The sequence below is a fragment of the Pseudomonas sp. NFACC42-2 genome (assembly GCF_900116055.1).
GTDB lineage: Bacteria > Pseudomonadota > Gammaproteobacteria > Pseudomonadales > Pseudomonadaceae > Aquipseudomonas > Aquipseudomonas marginalis.
Window position 1 is genome coordinate 268,510 of the sequence record NZ_FOZO01000002.1, and the last position, 20,836, is coordinate 289,345.

Consider the following 20,836-nt stretch of genomic DNA (forward strand, 5'->3'; position numbering starts at 1 on the left):
ATGATTGTCTAACCTTCTGATCGTTGAGATCGTATCGGGGGCGATCATGAAGCGATTTATTGAAGGTGAGGCTCGCACGCAAGTGACGCTGCTGCCGGAGTGCCTGGACGATTACGTAACCGAAGAAAATCCAGTCCGAGTGGTCGACGTTTTCGTCGATGAACTCGACTTGGGGGCACTTGGGTTTGAAGGTGTTGATCCTGCTGCAACGGGTCGTCCGGCCTATCATCCAGCGGTCTTGCTAAAGATCTATATCTACGGCTATTTCATCCAGCCGCCGGCTTGAGCGTGAGGCTGAGAGCAACGTCGTGTTGATGTGGCTAACGGGGCGTTTGGCTCCGGACTTCAAAACCATTGCCGACTTTCGCAAAGACAACGGCAAAGCCATTCGCAGCGTATGCCGCCAGTTCGTAGTTCTTTGTCGCAACCTCAATCTCTTCTCCCAATCGATCATCGCCATCGACGGCAGCAAATTCAAAGCCGTCAATAATCGCGACCGCAACTTCACTCAAGGCAAGGTGAAGGCACGCATGCAGCAGATCGAGCAGAGCATTGATCGATATCTGGCGGCGATGGATTCGGCGGATCGGGCAACACCCGAAGTGGCCGAGGTCAGAGCGGTGCGGCTGAAAGAAAAGATAGAAACACTGAAAAAGCAGATGCAGCAACTCAAGGAAATCGAGGCGCGGCTCCACGAAAGTCCAGACCAGCAGATTTCCCTCACCGATCCAGATGCACGCTCAATGGCCACGAGCGGCCGAGGCACCGGAGCGGTTGGCTACAACGTACAAACAGCGGTCAACGACAAACACCATCTCATTATTGCCCATGAGGTGACCAACGTTGGTAATGATCACGGGCAACTGAGCAATATGGCGCACCAGGCACGTGCAGAGATCGGGGCTGAATCGCTCACGGTGGTGGCCGACCGAGGCTATTACAAGGGGCTGGAAATCCTTGCTTGCGAGCAAGCCGGCATCACTACCTTCGTACCGAAACCCCTCACATCTGGCAGCAAAGCCGAAGGCAGATTCGGCAAGCAGGATTTCATTTATCTTATTACGTCGGACGAGTATCGATGCCCTACGGGGCAGTTACTAACCAGGCGGCATTCGTCGATGGAAGACAGCATGTTATTGCATTGTTACTACTTCTCGGGCTGCCAGTCCTGCTCAATGCCAAAGCAATGTACGACGGGTAAGGAGCGCCGTGTGAAACGCTGGGAACATGAGGCTGTAGTCGACGCGATGCAGGTTCGGCTAGAACATGATCCAGCGATGATGAGGGTTCGTCGACAGACCGTTGAACATCCTTTTGGAACGCTCAAATACTGGCTGGGAAGTACCCACTTCCTGACCAAAACCCTGCCGAGGGTGAGCACTGAGATGAGCCTTCATGTTCTCGCCTACAACCTCAAACGAATGATGAGCATCTTCGGCATTGCAGGACTGCTTGAGGCGATCAGGGCGTGAATCCAGCCGCTTGGCTCGCCAGTTAGCGGCTGTTTGGGCCGCTAACGCGGCCCAAACAGCATTACGAACGTCTATGTAGCTGACTAGCGCTATTCGCGCTTCCGTCTGCTGGTTTTGCAGACAATGCCCGTCGTTCTCAACTTTCGACGTATTTAGTGCGTTTTCACACAGCCTGGACCCAAAGCTGACCTTCAGGTGGGTTAATTTTTGTCATCTCTTGAATGGTATCTTCAAGGACTTTGCGATCCGAGCTAAAATTTTTATGCATTTTTCAGAAACAACGAGCGGTGGTTCGTTAATCATGTAAAGCAGGTGTTCAAACGCTACACCAGCCTCGTTGTGATCGACATAATCCAGAACGATTTCACCACCATTCTCTAAACCTGCCTGAGCTAATGCATGGTCTTCCGGTACAGGGCCGAGCTGTTCGTATGCAATGGACATCAGCGTCGAGATTTCCTCAAGTGCCTCAACGAAATCGGACCTCAAGTCGTTGTTAAGGTGGCTCATAACAAACATTCCTTCGATTATGGTGACCTGTGTTCCGTTCCCGTCTGGTCGATTGTTGCCCAAGACCTGGTCTTTGCGCACGCGCTTGGGCAGCTAAGGTCAACTGTCCGCTCTTGGGTCACGCTTTACCCATTTCCTCGTACGAAGCATCGACGAACGTGATGTGCTCCTCCCAAGCAGCTTCAGCTAGATCCCGGATAATTTCAGCGAGCGTCTCAACATCTACCGCCTGAGCTTCGATGCAGGCCAAGCGTCCGGGCGACCAGTCGATGACGGAACACTGTGGATACTTCCCTAGCAGTGCGGACAGTGCTTCCTGAGGCGGCTCTTTGTGGGTATACATGAAGTCAAAGTACGGGGCACTGGCATTCTGAAGCGGGTACACCAAAGCCCAGGCATTTGATGGGCCGGGAAAGCAAATGTGGACGTTACGATGCACCCATTTCGGCCCACTGTGTTTGATGTGGCGAAGAACTTCGATGATCGAATGACAATCGGCTATTCGGATCATGCGATGAGGGTCAAACATCCAGCCAGGTCCAGGCTGGGTTGCTGCGTTACTGGTCAGTGGTGCAGTCATTCTTGTTGTTCTCTTCATCGCATTACCTTAGGTTCGAACGTCTGCTCTTGGCCGAAAGCAGCCCCTCTATAAACACCAACCTAAGAACACCCGCGTCCATCCGTCGCATCCCCCACCCTCCCCCTCCAGCCCCCACCCAACCTGCCGATAACCCTACTAATCACATGCCTACCCCCGCATCCCCACCCGACCGAGCCCACCCCATGAATCCACTCTCCCTCCTGAAAAAATCCCGGCCCGCTCGCCAAGGCACCACCACCCTCACCAGCACCGCCAACAACCTGGACGCCGCACTCACGGCCCTGCGTATCACCCCCACCCTGATCACCGGTTTCATCTCCCCCCACCTGGACATCGACGCCATCGCCGCCAAGCTCAAGCGCCGTTTCCCCCAGTCCACCCTCAGCCTGTGCACCACCTCCGGCGAGCTCTGCAATGCGCCCGGTTCGCTGTATTGCGCCACCGGTGAGCGCTGGGACCGGGTGGTGTTGCAGTTGTTCGACGACAGTCTGATCGCCTCGGCCGAGGTGGTGATGGTGCCGTTGGAGTGTGAGGACATTCGCGGTGGCGGTAAGCGGTTGGGGATGCAGGAGCGGATTGCCAAGTTGGTGGCGAATATCAAGCGGGTGCAGGTACGTAAGTCGATCGATCATCGCGATACCTTGGCGTATGTGGTGTTCGATGGGTTGTCAGCGTCGGAGTCGTTTTTCATGGAGGCGTTGTATGAGTCGGGGCGGTTTCCGTGTTTGTTTGTAGGGGGATCGGCCGGGGGTAAGTCGGATTTCCAGAAGACGCTGATTCATGACGGCCAGCGCAGTTATCAGAACCATGCGCAGATTGTGTTCCTGAAGACGGCGGCCCATGTGCGGTTTGGGGTGTTCAAGAGCCAGAATTTCAAGGCGGCGGATTTGACCTTCAGTGTGCTGACGGCGTCGGTGGAGGACCGCACGATTGACCAGGTGATCGACAGCAACGGCAATATCAAGAGCATGGTGCAGGCGCTGTGTGATGCGTTCAGTTGCGCGCCCCAGGCGTTGGAGTCGAAGCTGGCGGATTACTCGTTTGCGATTCGGGTGGGCAGTGAGTTGTTTGTGCGGTCTATCGCGCGTATCGATTATGAGCAGCAGATCGTGCAGTTGTTTTGCGACGTGGCGCCGGGCGAGGAGTTGGTGATGGTGCGGCGTACGCCGTTGCGGGAGGCGACGCGCCTGGACTATGAGCAGTTCCTGCGCGGCAAGGGTGGCCAGCCGGTGGCGGGGATTTTGAATGACTGCATTCTGCGCCGGCTGAACAACGGCGCCGAGCTGGGCAGCATGGCCGGCATTTTTGGGGATGTGCCGTTGGCGGGGTTTTCGACCTTCGGGGAGATTCTGGGCCTGAACCTGAACCAGACGCTAACGGCGATTTTCTTCTTTCGGGTGGCCAAGGGTGCGAGTTTCAGTGATGAGTACGTGGACAATTTCATCGCCCATTACGGCGAGTTCAAGGCGTTTTTCCTACGGCGTCAGGTGAAGAAGCTGGCGGGGTTGAACCATGTGGTGGTCAAGCAGATTACCGCGTTCAAGAACAATGACTTCACCGACACCCTGAATACCCGAGGCCTGGACCGCAATATCCTGCCAGTCTTCGAGGGCCTGGCCGACTTGGGCCTGGTGTTGGCCCAGGCCGAGCGTCAGCAGGAGGACATCGCTTCGCAGCTCAAGCATTACTCCGGCGAGTTGCACGCCTCGATGGATGAACTGGTGGGCACGATTGGCCAGCAGAACAGCGTGTCTGCCCAGGCAGGGGCCACGGTGGAGGGGCTGTCGAGCCAGGCGGATGTCGCGGTGCAGGGGGCGCGCACGCTGGCGGGGTCGAGTTTGCGTATCCAGTCGATTGTGCAGGTGATCCAGCAGATCGCCGGGCAGACCAACCTGCTGGCACTCAATGCCGCGATTGAAGCGGCGCGCGCGGGCGACCTGGGCCGGGGCTTTGCGGTGGTCGCGGACGAGGTGCGCAAGCTGGCGGAAATCACGCGCAAGAATGCGGCGGAAATTGGTGTGGATATCGACTTGTTGTCGAGTGAGATCCAGCGGGTGGCCCAGCAGATTGAAGACCAGTCCACCGGGGTGGGTGCGCTGCGGGAGATGCTGGATGTGCTGGAGGCGTCGAGCCGGGCGACGGAGGGTACGGCGCAACGAACCAAGACCATTGCGGATACGTTGACGGGGTTGACCCATGGGTAGGCGTTAACGGCGGGTAAAAAAACGGCGCGGGGCTCATGGCACTGAACGGGGGATTCAGTGCATGATGCGTCGCTCATATCAAGGACGATAACAACCGTGAAAAACGCCCTCGCCGCCCTGCTATTGCTGTGCCTGACCGCTCCTGCCTTCGCCGCCGAAAACCCCGTCGGCTTCAAGACCGTCACCCTGCCCGATGCGCAAGACAACCGACCACTCGAACTGGTCGTCTGGTACCCCGCCACCACCAGGGCCAAACCCACCCTGATCGCCGACAGCGCGGTCTTCATCGGTGCCCTTGCCGTACCCGACGCGCCGCCGGCTGCCGGTGAGTATCCGCTGGTGGTGCTCTCCCACGGTTATGGCGGTAACTGGGGCAAGCAGGTGTGGCTGGCGAGTGCGTTGGCGCATCAGGGGTACATCGTCGCGGCGGTCAACCACCCCGGCACCACCACCCAGGATCGCAACCCGCAAACCGCCGCGCAGTTATGGCAACGCCCGGCGGACCTGAGCCGCGTGATCGACGCGGTGTTGGCTCAGCCAAAACCATTTGGCGCGGTCGCGAAAGGCCAGATCGCTGCCGTGGGCCATTCCCTGGGCGGCTGGACCGTGCTGGAACTCGCCGGGGCGCGCTTCGATCCCGAGCTGTTCAGCCGCGACTGCAGCGTCCACCCCAAGCTCGGCGGTTGCATCGGCTACCAGGAGATGAACCCCGCCGGCACTCCAGCCGGCAAGGCCCGATTGGCCGCTGATTTGAGCGACAAGCGCGTCACCGCCATCGTGTCCCTGGACCTGGGCCTGTCCCGCGGCTTCACCGACGCCAGCCTGGCGGCATTGCCGGTACCGGCGCTGGTGATTGCGGGGGGCGTGCCGTCGGAGGATATGGACCCGCAGCTGGAGTCCGCCGACATGGCCAAGCGGCTGCCTGAAGCAACGACGAAGTACGTGGAGATCGCCGATGCCACCCACTTCAGCTTTATGTCGATCTGCAAGCCGGGTGGCATGGCGCTGATCGAGGAGAGTTCGCCAGGCGACGGCATGATTTGCCGCGATGGTGAGGGGGCTCGGCCACGGGCGGTGATTCAGCAGCAGGTGGTGGGGCTGATCAGTGAGTTTTTGAAGCGCTCGTTTCGCAATTGAAGAAAGCAGGATGTTCATCTCATAGTGCATCAAATACGATGCGGTCTCGGTGAGCACCTCACTGATGCACTGTATAGGATGCAATCGGGTATGAACGATCTAGGCCCCCTGATCAAAAATTTGCGTAAAGCCGCCGGCCTCTCCCAAAGCCAACTCGCACAACGACATGGTATGAGTCGCGCAACCATCTCGGGGATCGAAAACAACACCGTCCCAGAGGTGGGGATTCGCAAAGTTGCGGCGATTCTTGAGGGGCTGGGATATACATTGACGGCGACGCCTCGGCGTCGCCGTATGACCCTCGATGAGCTGAAAACAATAAATATCCATGACTAGCTGGATAGGCAACAACGTGGCAAACCTACTGTTTATCTGTAGCCGCAACCAATGGCGCAGCCCTACTGCGGAAGCCATCTGGCGCCGTCGCCCGGGTTTTAATGCGCGCTCGGCGGGCACCAGTCCGAATGCGCGTAAAACTATCGGCGCAGCGGATATTCGTTGGGCAGATGTCATCTTCGTCATGGAACGTAAACACCTGCATCGACTAAAAGCAGAATACGCACGCTTGCTTGAGCATAAGCCGCTTCACTGCTTGGATATTCCGGATGACTTTCGCTTTATGGATCCGGAACTGGTGCAAATGCTCGAAGACACTGTGACGCCCTATCTCATCACACACGCCTAGCCCCCCTCACATCGATAGCACTGATGATTACTATCGAACCGCTCGCCTATAGGGTGGCCAGGCCCGATTCCTATAATCGCCTCCCAATTCCTCCCCTTCGCCTGGCCTCAGGCGACATCCCCCTTGGAACCCAGCATCATGCCAAGTGCCCTCCAGGCCCCCAGCGGCCGTCCCGAACATAATCAGCAAAGCGTCAAACAGCAGTGGCTGGCAATCCTCTCGGTCGCGGTGGGCGCTTTCGCCCTGGTGACCAGTGAATTCCTGCCGGTAGGTGTGCTCAACGACGTCGCCAGCGACCTCGGTATCAGCGCCGGCCACGCCGGACTGATGGTGACGTTGCCCGGCATCATGGCCGCCCTCGCTGCGCCGTTCCTGTCGGTGAGCATTGGCGCGATGGACCGGCGTTACCTGCTGATCGGCCTGACGTTGATCATGATCATCGCCAACTCGGTGGTGGCCTTTGCCAGTGACTTCAGCCTGCTGCTGTTCGGCCGTGTCTTGCTGGGCATCAGCATCGGCGGGTTCTGGGCCACGGCCATTGCCCTCAGTGGGCGCCTGGCGCCCAGGGGTGTGGACGTGGCGAAGGCCACCTCGATCATCATGATGGGCGTGACCCTGGCCACCGTGCTCGGCGTGCCCGTGGGCACCTGGCTCAGCGGGCTGATGGGCTGGCGCATGACGTTCCTGGTCACCGCACTGCTGGGCGTGCCGGTGCTGCTGGCGCAGGTGTTCCTGCTGCCGCGGCTCACCCCGGAGAAGGCCATTCGCGTCAGCGACCTGCCGGCGTTGTTTATCAACCCACAGGCGCGGATCGGGTTGATCGCGGTGCTGTTGATCGGCCTGGCGCACTTTGCGGCCTACACCTATGTAGCGCCGTTCTTCAAATACAGTTCCGGCTTCGACGGGCCGACGATTGGTTCGCTGTTGCTGCTCTTCGGCGTGGCCGGGGTGTTCGGCAATATCTTTGCCGGTTTCGCCGCCAACCGCAGCGTGCGTCACACCCTGTTGCTGGTGGCGCTGATGATCGGCACCAGCACCGCGCTGTTCCCTCACTTCGCCACCGGCATGACCGGCGCAGCGATGCTGATCGGGCTGTGGGGCTTCGCCTTCGGCGCCTTCCCGGCCTGTGCCAGTATCTGGATGTTTGTGGTGGCGCCCAAGGATGTCGAACGCGGCATGCCGCTGTTCGTGGCCTTGTTCCAGGTGATCATTGCCTTGGGTTCGTTCTTCGGCGGGCGCATCGTCGACCAACTGGGCAGCTCGGTGCTGTTGAGCCTGGCCACGGCGTTGGTGGGCTGCGGTTTTGTTACAGTGCTGGTGCTGGGACGCAACATCAGTAATAGCCTGGCGGCCCAGCCTGGCTAAACCGAGGGACCATGGATACCGCCAACGACGCTTCTTTCGCCTATCAGGCGGTGTACCGCTACCTTGTCGAGTTGATCGAGGCGAGCCCTTCGGCAGGCGAACGCCAACTGCCGTCCCTGCGCCAGTTGGCCCGGCGCCTGGGCGTGTCGGTGTCGACCACCAAGTACGCCTATGCGCTGCTGGAGGATGAGGGGCGTGTCCAGGCCAGGCCCAAGCGCGGCTATTTCACCCGGGCCGTGCCGGCGCCGCTGTTGAGCGAAGGTTCGCCTGACTTGCTCGACCAGGTATTCGCCAACGCCCGCCAGCCGGGCATGCTGGCCCTGAGCAGCGACGCCCCGGCGATGCTGCTGTCGTTGGAAAACCCCTTGTTGATGATGGAGCGCGAACTGGCCCGCCAGTACCCGCGCGCCCTCACGCCGCTGTACCTGCCATTCGGCGAGCCCGAGTTGCGTGCGGCGCTGGCCGCGCGCTACACCCAATCCACCCACCGCTATTGGCAGGCCGAACAGGTGTATATCGGCTCGGACCTGCACAGCGTGCTGGACCTGTCGCTCAGCGCCCTGGCGTTGCGTGGCACGCTGGCGCTGGTGGAGTCGCCGTGTTCGTGGGCGGTGCTGCGTCAGTTGCAGGCGGCGAATATCCGCGTGATTGAAATGCCCCTCGGCGCGGACGGGCGCTTCGACCTGCCCGCCTTCCAGGCACTGCTCGAGCGGGAGCCGATCCGCCTGGCGGTGCTGTCATCCAGCGTGAACGTGCCCCAGGGCGGCGTGATGCCGGCGCAGGATAAACAGCAGATCTGCCGCTGGCTGGCAGAGCGGGACATCTGGCTGTTCGAAAACGACACCTACGGCGAGCTGTGTTTCGAGCCGCCCGCCGCCCGCTATCGCGACTTTGCCGACCCACAGAAACTGCTGGTGTTCTCGACCTTCGACAAGGTGATCGGCGCGGAGGCACCCTACGCTTATGTGCTGTGTCGCGGGCAAGGGCCGCAGTTGCAGCGGGTGTTCCTGGAGCGGGGATTTCGCCTGTCGCCGACCCGCCAGAAAGCGATCGCCAAGCTGCTCACCTCCGGGCGCATCGACCAGCACCTGCTGATGCTGCGCGCTGCCTTGCGGGAACGGATGACGCGCATGAAAGCCCTGCTGGAAACGCACGGCGAGTGGCACGTGGTCGAACCCCATGGCGGCGCGAGTTTCTGGCTGGAGGCCAGGCGCCCGGTCGACATGGGGCACGTGTTCGAGCGCCTGCTGGCCCAGCGCGTCGTGATCGCTCCGGGGCAGTTGTTCAGCCTGCACGGCAGCTGGACGCAGCATGTGCGCCTGAGCTACACCCTCGACTGGAGCAAGGATATCGCCCAGGCCGTGGAGCTGTTGGCCCAGGCGATCCGTCAAAGCCCGTAACAGTGCCGCGCTTCGGGGAAGCGGCCGTGACGCACGTCTTCGGCGAACTGCCCGCACGCTTCGCGGATCACCGCGCCGACATCGGCGTACTGCTTGACGAAGCGCGGCAGGTGCTCGCCGCCCAGGCCCAACAGGTCTTCGGTGACCAGCACCTGGCCGTCGCAGGCCGGTGAGGCGCCGATGCCGATGGTGGGCCTGTCCGAGTCCTGGGTAATCTGCCGCGCCACGCCTTCGGCCACACCCTCGAGCAGCAGGCTGAAGGCGCCCGCCTCCAGATTGGCGCGGGCGTCTTCGGCAATCACTGCGCCGGTTTCAGCCGTGAGGCCCTGGGCCTTGAACCCACCCATCACGTTGACGAACTGCGGCATCAGCCCCACGTGCGCCATCACCGGAATACCACGCGCCACCAGGAACGCCACGGTGCCCGCCAGCGCCTGGTTGGCTTCCAGCTTGACCGCGTCGCAGCCGGTGCGCGCCAACACCTGGGCGCAATTGCGGAACGCCTGTTCATGGGATTCCTGATAGCTGCCAAATGGCATGTCGGCAATCACACAGGCCAGGCGCGTGCTGTCGACCACGGCGCGGGTGTGGCCGATGATTTCTTCGAGCTGCATGCTCAAGGTCGACGGCCGGCCATAGCCGACCATGGCCGTGGAGTCACCGACCAGAATGAAGTCCACCAACGGATCGATCAGCCTGGCGATGGAACTGGTGTACGCCGTGAGGGAGACGATTTTCTGCTGGCCTTTCATGGCGACCAGTTGGGGCACGGTCATGCGTTTGGTGCGGGTGTGCAGGCTCATGGTGTGTTCCTTCTCGCGTTCAATACTCGGGGAATGCGGGGCCCGAGTATTGGCGAAAGACACGGCGATTCAATGCACAGATCGGCGCTAAAAAGCGACCCAGGCAGCCGTCGCGGTTTTTTAAGCTGGTATCATCCGCACACGTACACGCCAGGTAACAACCCATGAATCGCCAGAAAAAACTGCAACAGCTGTTCAAGGCCAAAGCCAAAAAGGCCAGCGCCAAATTGGCACCGAAATCCAAGGATAAGTACATCAGCAAGGCCGAGCGGGAAAAGCTGGCGGCTGAGGCCGCCCAGGCGCCAGACATTTCCCCCGAGGGTTAACTCAGCAACCGCTCAGCGCTTCGGGCCGGCGCTCACCCGCAAAAAAGAACGGCCGCAGGCGCACGCCCACGCCGTTGCCGATAAACGCCGCCACCAGCCACACCCAGCCATGCAGGCTGCCCGAGGCGATGCCGCTGAAGTACGCGCCGATGTTGCAGCCATAGGCCAGGCGCGAGCCGTAGCCGAGCAGCAGGCCGCCGATCACTGCGGCCAGCAACGAGCGGGCCGGGATCTTCAGGCTGGGGGCAAAGCGCCCGGCCAGGCCGGCGGCCAACAGCGCACCGAGGACGATACCGATGTCCATGACGCTGGTGATGTCTTCCCACACCGGCGCAGCCAGGGCCTTGGCGTTGCCCGGCATTTGCCAGAACGCCCAGCTGGCCACGTCCACACCCAACCCGTTTGCCACCTTGGCGCCCCACAGCGCGAAGGCAGAGGTAATCCCCCACGGCCGCCCGGCCAGCGCCAGGGTGGCGTAGTTGAGCAACGCCAAACCAATCGCGCCCCACACCAACGGCCATGGCCCGCGCAGAAAGCGGCGCAGGCCTTGGTGTTCGCTGGTCACGCCGGCTTCAAGCTGGCCGTGGCGGCGCTTTTCCAGGCGCACGGTGACGGCCGCGATGAGCGCAAACATGGTCAGGCTGACGAGCAACGCCGGCACCACGCCAAAGCTCTTGACGATGGACACCGCCGGGAATGCAGGCAACGCAAACCACCAGTCCACATGGTGGGTGGCAATCAGCGAACCGCAGATAAAGAACAACAGCGTCACCAGCATGCGCGCATTACCGCCGCCCACCGTGAACAGCGTGCCCGAGGCACACCCGCCGCCCAACTGCATGCCGATGCCGAAAATAAACGCGCCAAACACCACCGACACCCCGGCCGGCGCCACCAGCCCGACCACCGGTTGCCCGAACAACGTGCCCGCCCCCAGCGCCGGGAAAAACAGCAGCACCGCCAGCGCGAGCATCACCATCTGCGCCCGCAGGCCAGCGCCACGGCGATCATTGATAAACACGCGCCAGGCGGAGGTGAAGCCGAAGGCAGCGTGGTAAAGGGTCAAGCCCAGCGCGGCGCCAACCACCAGCAACAGCACCTGGCGCGAACCGACGCTGTTTTGCAGGAACAGGGCGCCCAACACCAGGATGACAAAGGCCACCAGCGGCGCGACAGGCTTGCGCGCGGGGGTGAAAGGGAGAGAGGTGCTCATGGGGTATCTCGGTTTGTTTGAAGGGGGATTGCGAACGGGCGAGTATAGCCTGTGGGAGTTGTCGGGCTTAAGTGAGGCTGCGATAGCGATGTGTCAGGCAACATAGAGGTTGGCACTGCCGCCGTCATCGCAGCCTCGCCAGGGTTCGACAACGCCCACATTGGCGGTCACTGTGGCTGAGTACTGCGTCGGCCACGCCATGTCAGTCATCGTCCCCCTGGCAACGACCACAACCTGGAATCAGCCTATGTGCATATACTCGCGGGCAGGGTGCGTCCCTTTACCCCATCTCCAGGTGACCTATTGGCTAAAGACATCGAAAACCCCTGCGTCTCCACCTGCCAGCTCAGCGGCGACCTGTGCGTCAGCTGTGGCCGCAGCAAGGACGAGATCCGCAAGTGGAAACGCATGAAACGCCCCGAGAAAATGGCCGCCGTGCAACGCGCAACCCAACGCTTGAAGGCATTGAAAAAAGCCAGGTAAGCCGCTTGATCAGGAGCGCCCTACCGACCCCGACACCGGCAGATTGCCCAGCAATTTGAGCCCGGTGCTTTTCACAAAGGTGTCGTAGTCCATCGGCTTCTGGATGCGCGTTTCGGCGTTGGGCAGCACGTAGGCCCAGGCGCGCTGGCTGGAGGCGTCGTACACCAGCTTGAACAGGCGCGTCGGCACCCAGACCTTGTTGTCGCCGATGGTGCTGTAGCCTGGGTCGAACAGCGGCCCGGTGAACACATACACGTCACCGCCCGCGCGCACCGCGAACTTGCGTACGTCGGCCTCGACCTTGCTCCAGATCTTGCGGTTATTGGTGGGGTCCTGGGGCACCATGTTCGACAGCGCAAAGGATTGGGCCATGGCCCGGGCGTTGGGTGCGTCGGCGGCCGGGGCCTGGTGGCCACGGTCCATGGCCGGGTGCTGGCTGCGGTAGTCGCTCAGCTCCGCGCGGCCGCTTTTGGGAATGCGTGGGTCGGGGTAGAACTGGTTGGTGCGCTCCTCGCCCTTGGCATTTTTCAACTGCGCGGTGTTCAGGCGTTCGACCACCACCAGCGGGGTCTTGCTGGTTTGTGAGTAGAGCACCGCAAACGTCTCGGAACACAGCGCCAGCGGCTTCATCGACGCCGGGACGGTGGCCGTCTTGATCGGGGCAGCGCCAGGGAAGAGATCGGCGCAGCCATCGAATGAGGCGCGTTGCTCGGTGGGGGTGTAAGGGTTGGCCAGACTGCGGGCTTCTACAGCGCTGGAAAGCAAAACAAGGGCCGACAGCCCGACTGCGATGGTGCGTAGGTACATGCTTTAAATCTTATAGTGAGGGTAACGGATGAGCGCGAATGTTCGTGCGGGGCTTATGGACCCTGATTCGTGTGTTTGGTGCCGCGAGACTCACGGATAAGGTTGAACCTCTCCTACACCCAGGGGCTCAGAACCCTACATCCTCGGGAGAAACCTATGACCCAGACCGCACTCGTCGTGGGCGCCAGCGGCATCGTTGGCAGCGCCATCACCCAGTTACTGCTCGAACACCAGTGGCAAGTCGCAGCCCTGTCCCGTCAGCCCTCGCAGGTGCCCGGCGTGATTCCGGTCGCCGCCGACTTGCAGGACCCGGCATCGCTGCAACAGGCCCTGGCCGATCTGAAACCCACCCATGTGTTCATCACCACCTGGTCACGCCAGGCCACCGAAGCCGAGAACATCCGCGTCAACGCCGCCATGGTGCGCAACGTGCTGGACGCCGTGCGCCCGGCCGGGAGCGTCCAGCATGTGGCGTTGGTCACCGGCTTGAAGCACTACCTCGGGCCGTTCGAAAACTATGGCAAGGGCAGCCTGCCGCACACCCCGTTCCGCGAAGAGCAAGGCCGCCTGGACGTGGAAAACTTCTACTACGCCCAGGAAGACGAAGTGTTCGCCGCCGCAAAAAAGGACGGCTTCACCTGGAGCGTGCATCGCCCGCACACCGTCACCGGCGTGGCGGTGGGCAATGCGATGAACATGGCGACCACCCTCGCCGTCTACGCCAGTGTCTGCAAACACACCGGTCGCGCGTTTGTATTCCCAGGCTCCCGCGTGCAGTGGGACAGCCTCACGGACATGACCGATGCGCGGCAGTTGGCCAAGCAACAGTTATGGGCGGCCACCACGCCCGCTGCCGCCAACCAGGCCTTCAACGTCACCAATGGCGATGTGTTCCGCTGGAAGTGGATGTGGGGCCGGATTGCCGATTACTTCGGCCTGACAGCGGCCGACTTCCCTGCCTCGCCCTCGCCGCTTGAGACGCAGATGGCCAATGATCAGGCCGCCTGGCGCCAGATCGCTGCGGAGCATGGACTCAAGGAGGTTGAGATGGATCGGCTGGTGTCGCCGTGGCACACCGACGCCGACCTGGGCCGGCCCATCGAAGTGGTCACGGACATGTCCAAGAGCCGGAAGATGGGCTTCACCGCTTACCAGGCCAGCGACCAGGCGTTCTTCGAGGTGTTCGACCAACTGCGCGCAGCGCGTTTGATCCCTTAATCCATCAGGGGCAGCGTCACCACAAATTCGCTGCCCTTGCCATGCCCCTCGCTCATGCCCGTCACGCTGCCGCCGTGTGCCTCGACCAGTTCACGCACCACCGTCAAGCCGATGCCCAGGCCGGCGCCGTTGAAGCCGACGGCGTGAACATCCTGCACATAGGGGTCGAAAATAAACGGCAGGGCCTGGGCGGTGACGCCGATGCCGTTGTCGCTGATGCTTATCCTCAGTACCCCGGCCTGCGCAATACAGGCCACCTTGATGCGCCCGCCGATGGGCGTGTACTTGGCCGCGTTGGCCAGCAGGTTATGCAGAATCTGCGCGAGCCGCCCAGGGTCGCCGTTGATGCTCAAACCAGCGTCGGGAAGCTCGACATCCAATTGCTGCTGACGCGTGACCATCACAGGGCTGCAGGCGTCGATGGCGGCATTGAGGACGCGCAGCATATCCACCTGACGGCGGTTGATACGCAACTTGCCGGTGCTGGCGCGGGATACATCCAGCAGGTCGTCGACCAGTTGGGAAATATGCCGGACCTGGCCCTCGATCAGTTCACGCATGCGCGGCAACTGGTCGCTCGGCAGCCGGACCATACGCTCGGCGATCAGGCTGATCGGCGTCAGCGGGTTGCGCAGCTCATGGGCGACCATGGCGAGGACGTTTTTCTGCTGGCCCAATGCACGCTCGGCTGTTGCCTGCAAGTCCTGGGCGCTGAGCGCTGCGATCACCAGATGCGCGTTGGCCTCACGCAGTTCCTGGTAGAGGTGCTGCTCCTCCCGATGAGGTGCCGCGACGGCGTCCGATTGCGCCAGTAGTATCGCCAGCACCAACTGCTGGTTGGCCTCGATCAGTTGCTCGACGTGCTGGGAATCCACCAGGCGGCTGTTGGCCTCACTCAATTGTTGCTGCAATGCCGCCAGTACCGCGCGGGCCTCAACCGTTTTCTGGCCGAGCAGGAAGAGTTCATGGGCGGCACTGGCCACTTCACGCTCGTCCTGTCCTTCGCCTTTACTCATGGCTCAGCTCAAACATTTCCGTCTCCCGCGTCCCGCGTGTGCGGATGCAATGCGGTTGGCCGCCCGCCGAGCAACCCTTCCTGGTCCGCAAGCCTTTCACCGATCTGCAGGCCATCGTCATTGATGTGGTATTGGCGCAGTTCATCGGAGTGTGCGCTGGCACGCACCTTGACCACGGCCATGATCCTCAGCAGCCGGCTGCGCACCTCGATGTAGCGCTGCACAATGATCGCATCGGTAAGGAACGCAGTGCCGTAGGGGCTGAAACGCAGGTCGGTGTAGCGGTCTTCAAGCTCCGAGGTCATCAATACGCTGACCCCGGCACCGGTCAACGCCGTGACCATGCGCGACAGCGACTCACGGAAGTCCGCTCGGAAGGTCGGCGCCAGGGCCAGCTCAAAGCCCGACAGCGAATCGATGACCACCCGTGTAGCGTTCAAGCGGCGGATCTCGCTGAGCAGCAGCTGGACGATTTCATCAATGGACAAGTCAGGTGCGCGGCTGTCGACCAGGCCGACTTGCCCACTGTGAATCAGGTTGGCCAGGGTGGCGTTCTGTGAGTGATGGGGGCGCTGCTCGAACACCGCGATAACGCCGTTTTCACCATTACGTGCACCTTCAGCGAGGAAGGTCGCCGCCAGGATGCTTTTGCCCGACCCCGAGGGCCCGGCCACAAGCAACGAATAGCCCCTGGGCAGCCCGCCGCCGAGCATTTCGTCGAGGCGTGGCACGCCCATTTTCAGGCGTTGGATAGGCCGTGCCATCGGCGCCTCGACCGGATTGAACGCGGCAGGTGCGAACACCTTGATGCCTGAACTGGCGATCCGAAAGGTGTGCAGCCCCGGCAATGTCGGTTGGCCGCGCATCTTCATGATTTCCATCTTGCGCACCATGGAATTGCGCTCGACGCTCTGGCGCAGCCAGATCAAGCCATCGGCCACGGTGAAGATGGGGTTGGTGTCGGTTTCGGTGAAGTACTCACCGATCAGGAAGGTCGTCGCCTGCCACGTGGTCATCAACATGCCCAGTTGCTGGACGAACTGCGGCAAGTTGTTGTTGGGGTTGTGCTGCGTCTGGCTGGCCAGCACCACCGAGCGGAAGGAGTCGACAAACACCAGCGACGGCGAATGCGCCTCCACCTCACTGACAATGCGCCGCAGCACTTCGTCCAGGTTGCCGGCCAGCGTGTCGTCGGCCAGGTTGATATAGCGGATCGACTGGTTGATCGCCTCGCTGTCGAAAAAATCGAACTGCTGCTGATAACGCAGCATCTTCAGCGGCGGCTCGCCCAGTACGGTGAAAAACAGTGCAGGCCGCTCCGGCGTCGCAAGGGCAAACATCATTTGATGCGCCAGCGTGGTCTTGCCGCAGCCAGGCGGGCCCGCGATCAGGTTGAACGAAAACTCCGGCAATCCTCCGCCCAGCACCTCGTCCAGTCCTGGCACGCCGGTGGCCAGGCGGTTGATAGTTACTTTGGTGCTCATGGCGATTGTTCCTGGGAAGGGGTGTCGCTCAAGGAGGGCTCCCACACGTCGCGCAGCAAACGGGCGGTCAGCGAAGGCCCGATCAGCGTGGTCAGCAACGTGTAGAACGTGGTCAGCAGTACTTCACCGAAGAACAGCGCATCGGCTTCAGTCTGCTCGATCAACAGGGCTTTGAGATCGCTCAGGTCCGGCGCAGCCTGCACGCCGTCGTAGGTACCGGACAGGCGCGAATGGGTCTGGACGCTCAGGCGCAGGCTGCGACGCAGCAGCGCCACAGCCCCTTGCTGACCGATAATGGGGGTGAGTGCTGCGTCGATGTCCTGCAGGATCGAAACGATCGCCTCAGCGATGCTTGCAGGGTCAGCGGTAGGGCCAACACGGTGCGCCAGAGAAGCTACGATCTGGCGGCTCTCTTCGCTTAGCGTGGACATGTCGGGCTAATATCTGATGAATTCGCACTGATCGTACACCCTATTGCGCCCGGCCGAGGGGTTAATGGCCCACTGCCCCATGCGCAGTGCGCCGTCCGGGCCTGAAACCGTGGCCACGCGCCGCCCAGGCAATCGCCAGCGCCACCGCGATCAACCCCAGCATTGCCCACGGAAATGCGCCCACGCCCCAGGTGTCCAGCAGCACGCCACCGACCACGCCGCTGCCGGCAATCGCGCTGTTCCACGCCACCACGTTCAGCGACAGCGCCACATCCGCGCCCTCTCCCGCCGCATCCGCCAGGGCGGTTTGCAGCAAGGTCGCGGCGCCGCCGAAGCTCAGGCCCCAGACCGCCACGCCGAGGTAGATCACCAGTGGCACATTCCCCAGCAAACCAAATAGCACGCTTACCGCCGCAAACATCGCCAGGCTCACCAGCACGGTGTTGCGCAATAACGGTTCGACCAGTCTGGCCGTGAGCCAAATCCCCGCCAACGCAGCGATCCCGAAGACCAGCAACACCAGGTCCACGCGCTCGGCCAAACCGGCCGGCGCCACGAACGGGGCAATGTAGGTGTACAGAATGTTGTGGGCCAGCATCCAACTGATCACCACCGCCAGCACGGGGCGCACGCCCGGCGTGGTCAGCACCTTGTGCAGCGACAGGCGTTGATGGGCGGGCTGCGGCGCGTAGTCCGGGACTTTCACCAGCACCCAGGCGATCAGCACCAGGCTCACCGCCGACATCAGGCCGAACGTGGTACGCCAGCCCACCAGGCCACCGAGCCAGGTGCCCAACGGCACCCCCAACGACAGCGCAATCGGCGTGCCGACCATCGCCAGCGCCAGTGCCTTGCCCTGTTGGTGGGGCGCAACCATGCGCCGGGCGTAACCGGCCAGCAGGCTCCAGGCCAACCCCGCCGCCACCCCGGCAAAGAAGCGCGCCACCAGCGTTACGCCATAGTGGGATGACAACGCAGTGATCGAGTTGAACAGCAGGAAACCGACGATGGTCAGCAGCAGCACATTGCGCCGGCGCCAGCCACGGGTGGCGATGGTCATGGGGATCACCGCCAGCACCGAGCCCAGCGCATACGCGGTGACCATCTGCCCGGCCATCGACGGCGAAATCGCCAGGCCATCGCTGATCAACGGCAACAGGCCGGCGGGCAGGGTTTCGGTGACGATGCAGATGAAGCCGGTCATCGCCAGGGCGAGCAAGGCACCGATGGGCAGGCGCTCGGAGGCGGCCGATAAAGTGAGTGAGGGGGTCACGGTAAACTCCTTGGGCAAGACTTAGATACTGATCGATATAAATGTTGCGGGCGATCGGTGTACGTTGTCAACGACTTATGTATCGACTAGTATTTATCTCGCTTTCCCACCGGAGACCTGACATGGCACAAATGGGCCGCCCCCGCACCTTCGACCGCGAACACGCCGTGGAACAGGCCATGCACCTGTTCTGGCAGCATGGCTACGACGCCACCTCCCTGGCCCAGCTCAAGGCGGGTTTGGGTGGCGGGATCTCCGCGCCGAGTTTCTACGCGGCGTTCGGTTCCAAGGAGGCGTTGTTCGACGAGTGCGTAAAGCGCTACCTGGCGACCTACGCCCAGGTCACCGAATGCCTGTGGGACGAAAGCCTGCCCCCGCGCCAGGCCGTCGAAACCGCGCTGCGCCAATCGGCGCGCATGCAGTGTGAAGACGGGCACCCCAAGGGCTGCATGGTCGCGTTGGGCGTGATGAGTGCGCCCAGCCCGGAGAATGCGCGGGTGGCCGATGCATTGACCCAATCGCGCCTGCGCACCCGGGCCGGGATTGTGGCGTGTGTGGAGCGCGCGATTCGCCTGGGCCAGTTGCCACAGCAGACCCAGCCCGCCGTGATGGCAAGTGTGTTTGACAGTTTTTTGCAGGGGGTGTCGATCCTGGCGCGGGACAACGTGCCCCATGCCACCCTCGACGCGGCGATCAGCCAGTTGCTGATGAGCTGGGATGTTGCCGCGTCGTCGGTGCCTCCCCGTAGCACACCTTCGAAATAACCGGCGTCCATGGGTGGATAACCCAGCGGATGCTCAGCCCCGGCGATATAAATACAGCGCTCCATGCGGGCCACGCTTGCTTTCGCTGATGGCACACCGCTAATCTTGCGAATAATTCTTATCCGCAGACGTATCCTTCCATGTCGGCAAGCAACCTTCCCTTGAACCAGGCTGTCCATGCGCTCTACACCGAGCACCATGGCTGGCTGTTCGGCTGGCTGCGCAAAAAACTGGGTTGCCCCCATAACGCCGCGGATCTTTCCCACGATACGTTTGTGCGAATCCTCGCCTCCCGCGATGCCCTCGGTGGCATGCGCGAGCCCCGGGCGTTTCTCACCACAACGGCGCGCCACCTGATTATCGACCGCGCACGCCGCCACCAGCTGGAAGAGGCCTACCTGCGGGAACTGGCGCTGACCGTCGAGATGATGGAGCAGTGCCAGCAGTCGCCGGAACAGATCCTCGTCACCCTGGAAGCGCTGGAGCAGATCGCCTTCGTGCTCGACGGCCTGGCCCTGAATGCGCGGCAGGCGTTCCTGCTGTACTTCCTCGAAGGCCTGCGCCAAAGCGACATCGCCAGCCGCCTGGGGATTTCCGAGCGCATGGTGCGCAAGCACTTGATGAACGCACTGATGCACTGCAACCACGCGTTGGACGTATGAGCGCCGACCTCGACCAACAGGCCGCCAACTGGGTGATTCGCCTGAATGAAGGCAACCTCAGCGAGCGCGAGCAACAGCAATTCGAACGCTGGAAAGCCGCCGACCCACGGCACGTGGCGGCGTTTGAGCGCTTGCAGGGTTTTGTCGGGCGCTTGCAGGCGTTGCGCCCGCAACAGGCGCCGGTGCAGGCCGCGCTGGAAGCCGCCCGGGTACGTCGGCGCAACCCGGCCGGCCGCGTGCTGCTGGGCCTGTTGCTGGCGTTGCCGGTGGCCCTGGCACTGCGAACCTACCCGCCCGGTTACTGGCTGGCCGACCAGCGCACCGCGCCGGCGCAATGGCAGCGGGTCGACCTGGAAGACGGCTCGCAATTGACCCTCGGCGGCAACAGCGCCGTCGACCTGACTTTCAACGGCCAGCAGCGCCAGGTGCGCTTGCTGCGCGGCGAAATCCTCGTGCAAGTGGCCCATGATGCGACGCGGCCGTTTACGGTGGTGACCGACGACGGCCAGATGCGCGCCCTCGGCACGCGCTTCACGGTCAAGCGCGAAGCACCGGGCACACTGCTGGGTATGCTCGAATCCACCGTCGCCGCCACCGACGCCAGCCGGCATGACGCAGTCCAGGTCAGCGCCGGCGAACAGGCACGCATCACCCCGGACGCGGTCACGCTGTTGGGCAAGATCGACCCACGCGCCACGGACGACGCCTGGAAACACCATCAATTGGTGGTGCAGGACCGGCCGTTACCGGAGGTGCTCGACGAACTCGCGCGCCAGTACGGCGGCCACGTACAGTTCGATCGCCAGCAGTTGGCCGACCTGCGCGTGTCCGCGGTGTTGCCGCTGGATAACCCGCGGCGCGCCCTGCAATTGATTGCCGACGGCCTGCCGGTGCGTATCCGCGCGTTCAGCCCGTTGTGGTTGCAGGTCGAACGCCTGGAAAAATAGTTTCGCCTGCCGGGTTCCGCTTTTCACGCCTGCCC

At 62.2% G+C, this 20,836-nt stretch carries 21 protein-coding genes and 2 pseudogenes; 14 read left to right on the forward strand and 9 right to left on the reverse strand.

The genetic code is table 11. The annotated features are described in order from the left end of the window. Positions 1 to 46 precede the first annotated feature (46 nt). Positions 47 to 1,472 (forward strand): annotated as a pseudogene (locus BM416_RS05090) (IS1182 family transposase). 210 nt (positions 1,473 to 1,682) lie between these two features. Here BM416_RS05090 and BM416_RS05095 read toward each other — a convergent pair. Then, positions 1,683 to 1,982: a MafI family immunity protein gene (locus tag BM416_RS05095; RefSeq protein WP_092486185.1), complete on the reverse strand. Its 300-nt coding sequence runs from the start codon at positions 1,980 to 1,982 to the stop codon at positions 1,683 to 1,685. A 118-nt stretch (positions 1,983 to 2,100) separates the two neighbouring features. After that, positions 2,101 to 2,562 carry a hypothetical protein gene (locus BM416_RS05100; RefSeq protein ID WP_256577449.1) on the reverse strand — a complete coding sequence of 154 codons (462 nt, stop codon included), beginning with the start codon at positions 2,560 to 2,562 and terminating at the stop codon, positions 2,101 to 2,103. Between the two features lie 203 nt (positions 2,563 to 2,765). Between BM416_RS05100 and BM416_RS31095 the strand changes: the two are divergent. The 7 genes and pseudogenes from BM416_RS31095 to BM416_RS05130 all read left to right on the forward strand — a co-directional run. Next, a pseudogene (locus BM416_RS31095) lies at positions 2,766 to 3,920 on the forward strand (FIST signal transduction protein); the annotation flags it as partial. Between the two features lie 372 nt (positions 3,921 to 4,292). Beyond that, on the forward strand, positions 4,293 to 4,787 hold the full coding sequence (locus BM416_RS31100) for a methyl-accepting chemotaxis protein (protein ID WP_371263349.1): 495 nt from the start codon (positions 4,293 to 4,295) through the stop codon (positions 4,785 to 4,787). Positions 4,788 to 4,883: 96 nt separating this feature from the next. Beyond that, positions 4,884 to 5,924 carry an alpha/beta hydrolase family protein gene (locus BM416_RS05110; RefSeq protein ID WP_092486193.1) on the forward strand — a complete coding sequence of 347 codons (1,041 nt, stop codon included), beginning with the start codon at positions 4,884 to 4,886 and terminating at the stop codon, positions 5,922 to 5,924. A 90-nt stretch (positions 5,925 to 6,014) separates the two neighbouring features. Continuing rightward, entirely contained in the window at positions 6,015 to 6,260 is a 246-nt protein-coding gene (locus BM416_RS05115) for a helix-turn-helix domain-containing protein (protein ID WP_092486196.1), read from the forward strand. A gap of 16 nt (positions 6,261 to 6,276) precedes the next feature. Next, entirely contained in the window at positions 6,277 to 6,609 is a 333-nt protein-coding gene (locus BM416_RS05120; RefSeq protein ID WP_092486897.1) for a low molecular weight protein tyrosine phosphatase family protein, read from the forward strand. A gap of 138 nt (positions 6,610 to 6,747) precedes the next feature. Then, a complete protein-coding gene (locus BM416_RS05125; RefSeq protein WP_027604008.1) occupies positions 6,748 to 7,974 on the forward strand; it encodes an MFS transporter in 1,227 nt (408 codons plus the stop codon). 11 nt (positions 7,975 to 7,985) lie between these two features. Then, entirely contained in the window at positions 7,986 to 9,374 is a 1,389-nt protein-coding gene (locus BM416_RS05130) for an aminotransferase-like domain-containing protein (protein ID WP_092486199.1), read from the forward strand. Here BM416_RS05130 and panB read toward each other — a convergent pair. Beyond that, positions 9,362 to 10,177: a 3-methyl-2-oxobutanoate hydroxymethyltransferase gene (panB, locus tag BM416_RS05135; protein WP_092486202.1), complete on the reverse strand. Its 816-nt coding sequence runs from the start codon at positions 10,175 to 10,177 to the stop codon at positions 9,362 to 9,364. The genes BM416_RS05130 and panB overlap by 13 nt on opposite strands. 164 nt (positions 10,178 to 10,341) lie before the next feature. Between panB and BM416_RS05140 the strand changes: the two genes are divergently transcribed. Then, on the forward strand, positions 10,342 to 10,503 hold the full coding sequence (locus BM416_RS05140) for a DUF2986 domain-containing protein (protein ID WP_092355016.1): 162 nt from the start codon (positions 10,342 to 10,344) through the stop codon (positions 10,501 to 10,503). Between the two features lies 1 nt (position 10,504). On the opposite strand, the gene BM416_RS05145 is transcribed toward BM416_RS05140, so the two are convergent. Next, complete coding sequence (locus tag BM416_RS05145) at positions 10,505 to 11,716, reverse strand: YeeE/YedE family protein (protein WP_092486205.1); 1,212 nt, start codon at positions 11,714 to 11,716, stop codon at positions 10,505 to 10,507. A gap of 303 nt (positions 11,717 to 12,019) precedes the next feature. Here BM416_RS05145 and BM416_RS05150 point away from each other — a divergent pair, with 303 nt between their 5' ends. After that, entirely contained in the window at positions 12,020 to 12,199 is a 180-nt protein-coding gene (locus BM416_RS05150) for a DUF1289 domain-containing protein (RefSeq protein WP_027604002.1), read from the forward strand. Between the two features lie 9 nt (positions 12,200 to 12,208). On the opposite strand, the gene BM416_RS05155 is transcribed toward BM416_RS05150, so the two are convergent. Continuing rightward, positions 12,209 to 13,006, reverse strand: a complete 798-nt coding sequence (locus BM416_RS05155; RefSeq protein WP_092486208.1) for a DNA/RNA non-specific endonuclease — start codon at positions 13,004 to 13,006, stop codon at positions 12,209 to 12,211. 156 nt (positions 13,007 to 13,162) lie between these two features. On the opposite strand from BM416_RS05155, the gene BM416_RS05160 reads away from it, so the two are divergent. Then, a complete protein-coding gene (locus BM416_RS05160; protein ID WP_092486211.1) occupies positions 13,163 to 14,224 on the forward strand; it encodes an SDR family oxidoreductase in 1,062 nt (353 codons plus the stop codon). On the opposite strand, the gene BM416_RS05165 is transcribed toward BM416_RS05160, so the two are convergent. From BM416_RS05165 to BM416_RS05180, 4 genes are all read right to left on the reverse strand, one after another. Continuing rightward, positions 14,221 to 15,240, reverse strand: coding sequence for a sensor histidine kinase (locus BM416_RS05165; RefSeq protein WP_092486214.1), 1,020 nt, complete (start codon positions 15,238 to 15,240; stop codon positions 14,221 to 14,223). The genes BM416_RS05160 and BM416_RS05165 overlap by 4 nt on opposite strands. Positions 15,241 to 15,248: 8 nt before the next feature. Continuing rightward, positions 15,249 to 16,724, reverse strand: coding sequence for an ATPase domain-containing protein (locus BM416_RS05170; protein ID WP_092486217.1), 1,476 nt, complete (start codon positions 16,722 to 16,724; stop codon positions 15,249 to 15,251). Next, positions 16,721 to 17,155: a hypothetical protein gene (locus tag BM416_RS05175; RefSeq protein ID WP_256577450.1), complete on the reverse strand. Its 435-nt coding sequence runs from the start codon at positions 17,153 to 17,155 to the stop codon at positions 16,721 to 16,723. The genes BM416_RS05170 and BM416_RS05175 overlap by 4 nt, the downstream gene beginning before the upstream one ends. Before the next feature lie 61 nt (positions 17,156 to 17,216). Beyond that, the gene (locus BM416_RS05180) at positions 17,217 to 18,428 is read right to left on the reverse strand and encodes an MFS transporter (RefSeq protein WP_092486220.1); all 1,212 of its coding nucleotides are present in this window, start codon (positions 18,426 to 18,428) and stop codon (positions 17,217 to 17,219) included. A gap of 122 nt (positions 18,429 to 18,550) precedes the next feature. On the opposite strand from BM416_RS05180, the gene BM416_RS05185 reads away from it, so the two are divergent. The 3 genes from BM416_RS05185 to BM416_RS05195 all read left to right on the forward strand — a co-directional run bounded on the left by BM416_RS05185 (position 18,551) and on the right by BM416_RS05195 (position 20,801). Further along, the gene (locus tag BM416_RS05185) at positions 18,551 to 19,192 is read left to right on the forward strand and encodes a TetR/AcrR family transcriptional regulator (protein WP_092486223.1); all 642 of its coding nucleotides are present in this window, start codon (positions 18,551 to 18,553) and stop codon (positions 19,190 to 19,192) included. A 140-nt stretch (positions 19,193 to 19,332) separates the two neighbouring features. Further along, positions 19,333 to 19,854 carry a sigma-70 family RNA polymerase sigma factor gene (locus tag BM416_RS05190; protein WP_092486226.1) on the forward strand — a complete coding sequence of 174 codons (522 nt, stop codon included), beginning with the start codon at positions 19,333 to 19,335 and terminating at the stop codon, positions 19,852 to 19,854. Beyond that, complete coding sequence (locus BM416_RS05195) at positions 19,851 to 20,801, forward strand: FecR family protein (protein ID WP_092486229.1); 951 nt, start codon at positions 19,851 to 19,853, stop codon at positions 20,799 to 20,801. Before BM416_RS05190 ends, BM416_RS05195 begins: the two co-directional genes overlap by 4 nt. Positions 20,802 to 20,836: the final 35 nt, after the last annotated feature.

Bases quoted from the DNA above. Each gene is read 5' to 3' on its own strand.
- BM416_RS05175 (WP_256577450.1), bottom strand. From the start codon at position 17,155: ATGTCCACGCTAAGCGAAGAGAGCCGCCAGATCGTAGCTTCTCTGGCG.
- BM416_RS05095 (WP_092486185.1), bottom strand. From the start codon at position 1,982: ATGAGCCACCTTAACAACGACTTGAGGTCCGATTTCGTTGAGGCACTT.
- BM416_RS05125 (WP_027604008.1), top strand. From the start codon at position 6,748: ATGCCAAGTGCCCTCCAGGCCCCCAGCGGCCGTCCCGAACATAATCAG.
- BM416_RS05170 (WP_092486217.1), bottom strand. From the start codon at position 16,724: ATGAGCACCAAAGTAACTATCAACCGCCTGGCCACCGGCGTGCCAGGA.
- panB (WP_092486202.1), bottom strand. From the start codon at position 10,177: ATGAGCCTGCACACCCGCACCAAACGCATGACCGTGCCCCAACTGGTC.
- BM416_RS31100 (WP_371263349.1), top strand. From the start codon at position 4,293: ATGGATGAACTGGTGGGCACGATTGGCCAGCAGAACAGCGTGTCTGCC.
- BM416_RS05140 (WP_092355016.1), top strand. From the start codon at position 10,342: ATGAATCGCCAGAAAAAACTGCAACAGCTGTTCAAGGCCAAAGCCAAA.
- BM416_RS05100 (WP_256577449.1), bottom strand. From the start codon at position 2,562: ATGACTGCACCACTGACCAGTAACGCAGCAACCCAGCCTGGACCTGGC.
- BM416_RS05115 (WP_092486196.1), top strand. From the start codon at position 6,015: ATGAACGATCTAGGCCCCCTGATCAAAAATTTGCGTAAAGCCGCCGGC.
- BM416_RS05165 (WP_092486214.1), bottom strand. From the start codon at position 15,240: ATGAGTAAAGGCGAAGGACAGGACGAGCGTGAAGTGGCCAGTGCCGCC.
- BM416_RS05185 (WP_092486223.1), top strand. From the start codon at position 18,551: ATGGCACAAATGGGCCGCCCCCGCACCTTCGACCGCGAACACGCCGTG.
- BM416_RS05155 (WP_092486208.1), bottom strand. From the start codon at position 13,006: ATGTACCTACGCACCATCGCAGTCGGGCTGTCGGCCCTTGTTTTGCTT.
- BM416_RS05190 (WP_092486226.1), top strand. From the start codon at position 19,333: ATGTCGGCAAGCAACCTTCCCTTGAACCAGGCTGTCCATGCGCTCTAC.
- BM416_RS05195 (WP_092486229.1), top strand. From the start codon at position 19,851: ATGAGCGCCGACCTCGACCAACAGGCCGCCAACTGGGTGATTCGCCTG.
- BM416_RS05160 (WP_092486211.1), top strand. From the start codon at position 13,163: ATGACCCAGACCGCACTCGTCGTGGGCGCCAGCGGCATCGTTGGCAGC.
- BM416_RS05130 (WP_092486199.1), top strand. From the start codon at position 7,986: ATGGATACCGCCAACGACGCTTCTTTCGCCTATCAGGCGGTGTACCGC.
- BM416_RS05145 (WP_092486205.1), bottom strand. From the start codon at position 11,716: ATGAGCACCTCTCTCCCTTTCACCCCCGCGCGCAAGCCTGTCGCGCCG.